This window comes from Coriobacteriia bacterium (assembly GCA_031292615.1).
Classification (GTDB): Bacteria; Actinomycetota; Coriobacteriia; order Anaerosomatales; family JAAXUF01; genus JARLGT01.
Genome location: JARLGT010000113.1, coordinates 1 through 3,342, shown reverse-complemented (window position 1 = coordinate 3,342; position 3,342 = coordinate 1). Strand labels below are relative to the sequence as shown.

The following is a 3,342-nucleotide window of genomic DNA, read 5'->3' as shown; positions in this document are numbered from 1 at the left end:
GATCAAGGCATTCAACACGCGCTTCGTTGCGATGCTATTTCGGCAAATGGGGCTGGTGCTAGGCCGGCCCGCTGAACTCGACGAGGTCGGGATCTCGCATGAGGAGGCCTTGGACCAAGTGAACTCGTTGCTCTGGGAGGGCCTGCTTCCTCGATCGTCGAAGGGTTCTCCCGAGTCCTAGGTCCGCGCGCTGAAGCGGCTGCGGAGCCCTCCAGGATGGCCTAGGCGCTTCGCTCAACCGCTCGACAGGCCATGCCGAGCGCCGGAAGAGGAACCCCTGCCCAGTCGGAAGTCTGACTGCGAGACAGATGGCCCTCGAAGCGCCTCCGATTCTGTCTGCTGCGAAGATCGGTGTTGGAAAGCCGAGGCCCCGGGAATTCCGGGGCCTCGCGTATTGCCGTGTCGCGCTTGTGTCTACCAGACGACCAGTCCTGTCGCGCTTGCGGGCAGCAGGCCGACCGAACCAAGACCCTTGAGAAGACCGTGCTTCTTGACCCCGTACGCAGCGACCCTGTGAGCGCCGGTCGCCAAGGCATACAGGAACTTCCCGTTGCCGGTCATGGCCAGATCAAGCGGTGTGCTCGGCTTGACGGCGGCTGACTTCTCAAGCGAGATCTTGCCGTTGGACTTGACGTTGTAGATCGAGATGTCGTTGCTGTGCGCGTCGGCCGTGTAGGCGTGCGTGCCATCGGGCGACACGACGACCCAGCAGGGCGCGAGCTGGAAGTCGGGCACAGCCGAGCTGACGACGCTGAGGGTCGAGGCGCTGACCTTGTACGACGACAGCGTGGCGCTGGCTGCGTTGGACACGATCAGCGTGCCGCTGTGCGTAAAACCGAATCCGTAGGGCGCCGTGCCAATGGAGAGCTGCACCGTCGGCGCGCCCGCGACCCCGCCAGCGGCCAGGGCGTAGACGTCGATCATGTTGGTCGAAAGCTCGGTGACCACGATCAGGTTCGAGCGTGGCTTAAACGAGATCTGCTGAGCAACGGGCGAGGCACCGACACCGAGGTTGCTCAGATGCTGCATCGAGCCGGCCAAGAAGGTCAGATGACCGTGCTTGTTGATGCTGAAGCCGGCGATGTTGCCGCTGCCCCCACGGTCCAGCACATAGACCCACTGGCCACGGCTGGTGATCGATACCGGCATCGTGCCCTCCGAGGACACCTCGTTGACCTTCTTCAGATCACCGTAACGCCCGATCATGAACACGCTGATGTCGGCGCTGCCGGCGTTGACCGCGAGGAGGTACTTGCCATCGCCGCTAAAGGCGAGCGCCCCTTGCGATCCGAGCCCCGATCCACTCCCCATGCCACCGGTCTTCACGCTACCCGAAGGCTTGAGGGCACCCTTGGAGTTGCGCTTGAAGACCATGACCGTGTTTGTCGTGTTGTTCGACATGACATAGACCGCGCCGACGGGGCTGAACTTCTTTGCCAGCGCCGTCGCCGGAGCGCCGAAGATGCCGATGAGTAGCGCGATCGCCAGTGCGGCGAGCGCCCCTTGACGAAGTACCTTGCCCATTTGCGAACCACCATCCTTCACGTTTCGAGGGGCTTTCGACCCTCACCACTTCTTCGCGGGTTCACATCCGCTTAACCCTGCTGTTCTTTCCCACTTCGCTCGGGTGTGGGACCGATCAGGGCGAGGACGAGAACCGATGCCCGGGCTGAGGGGCCTGCCCATTCGTGACAAAGCCGTCCACGATGGCCCGGCCGTGCGTACTCGCCAAGTTCTCCGGGAATGAGAGAGTCGTCCCAGTCGTCGCCTGCGTTGACCTCACGGTCTTGCGAGTGGCTTGAGCAACGGGCCACACCGCGACGCCTGGGACTTCATGGACGTACCACCACGGGTGGTTGGCCCCTAGTTCGCGTAGGTACCGACCGAAGCCGACTAGGGAGGCCGTTGATGGCGAGCACGTGGGACGAGTCTCTTGAGACGGGCAACGAGCTCATCGACCGTCAGCACCGGGAGGTAGTAGGGCTTCTCGATGAACTGGCGAGCATCGAGACAGGAACTGAGTCCGAGGTACTGCACGTGCTCGACCGACTCATGGACTTCACCTTGACCCACTTCGCCGCCGAGGAGGCGTTGATGACGGAGGTCAGGTATCCGGAGTTGTTGACCGAGGAGATGTGCCTGCAGCATCGCGAGTTCACGGACTACGCCCGCCTGCGCGTGCTTGAGTTTAGAACCGGCGAGATGATCAGCGTGCTGCCGCTGCATAAGTTCTTGGACAAGTGGCTGAAGACGCATGAGTTCGACCTAGATCGTCTGCTCGCCAACTGGATACGGCAGCGCAACGGCCGCTCGGCGGCATCCACCTAGACCCGCGGTGCTCGGCTCACTTTCGTCACAAAGCCGTCCGTGATGGCCCACGCCTCAACGGGGCAGGCGAATACCGTGATGGAGAACTCCCGCCCAATCAGAAGTTTGAACTGCGTGGCAGATGGCCCACCCTAAAACCGCAGGTCAGATGCTATATTTCGACTCACATCGAACTGCCGCGTGTAGCAACAGATGTAGCAACGCGATTTGGACTCAGGCTGATCTTGCGGGAATATCGGTGAAACCGCAGGCCTCTGAGCTGCGGAAACGCGAAATGCGCAATCGCACTGTACCGACGAGTCGCTACCTCCACGGAAGAAGTCCCCACAATCGGGGCACCGCAATCCCTGTCGGGATTGCCTACTCGTAGGCAATCGCCTCCGCAACGCTCACCCGAGCTGCGCGAGCGGCTGGAAGTAGGCTGGCGAGCGCCGACATGGCAACGACGAGCGCGAGCCAGAGAGCGACTCCGCCCGGGGAGAACGTGAACGAAAGCGGGAATCCGACGGCGTTCGCAAGCGCGCCCGTGAGCCACTCGGACAACGGGAAGCTCAGCGCGGATCCTATGGCCCACGAGGCGACGCCGACTATCACACCCTCGGTGATGAATATTTGGTAGATCGACTTGTTGGAGGCCCCGACAGCCCGCATGACTCCGATCTCACGGGTCGATTCGAGCACGTTGATGCTCATCGTGCCGGAGAGGCCGATTCCCCCAACGCAAGCGAGCAGGGCGGCCAAGATGCCCAGGAACACGACGAGGATGCTCAGCGAGTCGCTAATCAGAGTCTTCGTCTGGTTCTGCGTGTCCGTCTCGATGACGCGAATCTGCCGCGCTGCGAAGGCGTCGGTCAGCTTGCGCGCCGTGGTCGCCTGGGATACAACATCGTGTCGTTCGGTCGTGACTTGCAGCTCTTCGACGGCCCCGCCGGCATTGAGAGCTCCGTCGAGGAAGTCCCGTGTTGTGAAGGCCGTCGGTGCGCCGACGTCGCCGCGCGCGATTCCCACAACCCG

Annotated in this window: 4 protein-coding genes; 2 read left to right on the top strand and 2 right to left on the bottom strand. The window is 62.4% G+C overall.

The genetic code is table 11. The annotated features are described in order from the left end of the window. A partial coding sequence (locus tag P4L93_10315) for a hypothetical protein (protein MDR3687337.1) occupies window positions 1-181 on the top strand: 181 nt, incomplete at its 5' end. Between the two features lie 233 nt (window positions 182-414). Here the strand turns inward: P4L93_10315 and P4L93_10310 are convergent. After that, a complete protein-coding gene (locus P4L93_10310; protein ID MDR3687336.1) occupies window positions 415-1,524 on the bottom strand; it encodes a beta-propeller fold lactonase family protein in 1,110 nt (369 codons plus the stop codon). A gap of 384 nt (window positions 1,525-1,908) precedes the next feature. Here P4L93_10310 and P4L93_10305 point away from each other — a divergent pair, with 384 nt between their 5' ends. Then, complete coding sequence (locus tag P4L93_10305; protein ID MDR3687335.1) at window positions 1,909-2,328, top strand: hemerythrin domain-containing protein; 420 nt, start codon at window positions 1,909-1,911, stop codon at window positions 2,326-2,328. Window positions 2,329-2,688: 360 nt separating this feature from the next. On the opposite strand, the gene P4L93_10300 is transcribed toward P4L93_10305, so the two are convergent. Beyond that, on the bottom strand, window positions 2,689-3,342 hold a 654-nt coding region (locus P4L93_10300), incomplete at its 5' end, for an FtsX-like permease family protein (protein ID MDR3687334.1).